At 34.7% G+C, this 265-nt stretch carries 1 pseudogene; it reads left to right on the top strand.

Annotated features, from left to right (window positions below):
- Positions 1-265: pseudogene (locus ACFINS_RS10445) on the top strand (phosphatidylcholine/phosphatidylserine synthase); the annotation flags it as partial.

The following is a 265-nucleotide window of genomic DNA, read 5'->3' as shown; positions in this document are numbered from 1 at the left end:
GCGCTTTATCAAAGTGGTTTTATGGGATCAGGATTATCATTTTTATTAAGTGCGATTATTGTCATTTCATCAGCGATTTATTACGCAGATACTGGAATGAAAACCAAAGAAAACTTTTTTAAAGGATTTCCTGTCGTTTGGAATATGATGGTTTTTACGCTTTTTGTCGTAAGACCAGGGGAGTGGATCACTTTTACCATTATTGTCTTATCAGCAATCATATCTTTTTTACCCATTTATTTCATCCATCCAGTAAGGGTCATCC

The organism is Bartonella sp. AA2SXKL (genome assembly GCF_042197205.1).
Lineage (GTDB): Bacteria > Pseudomonadota > Alphaproteobacteria > Rhizobiales > Rhizobiaceae > Bartonella.
This window is presented reverse-complemented; position numbering and strand designations above follow the sequence as displayed.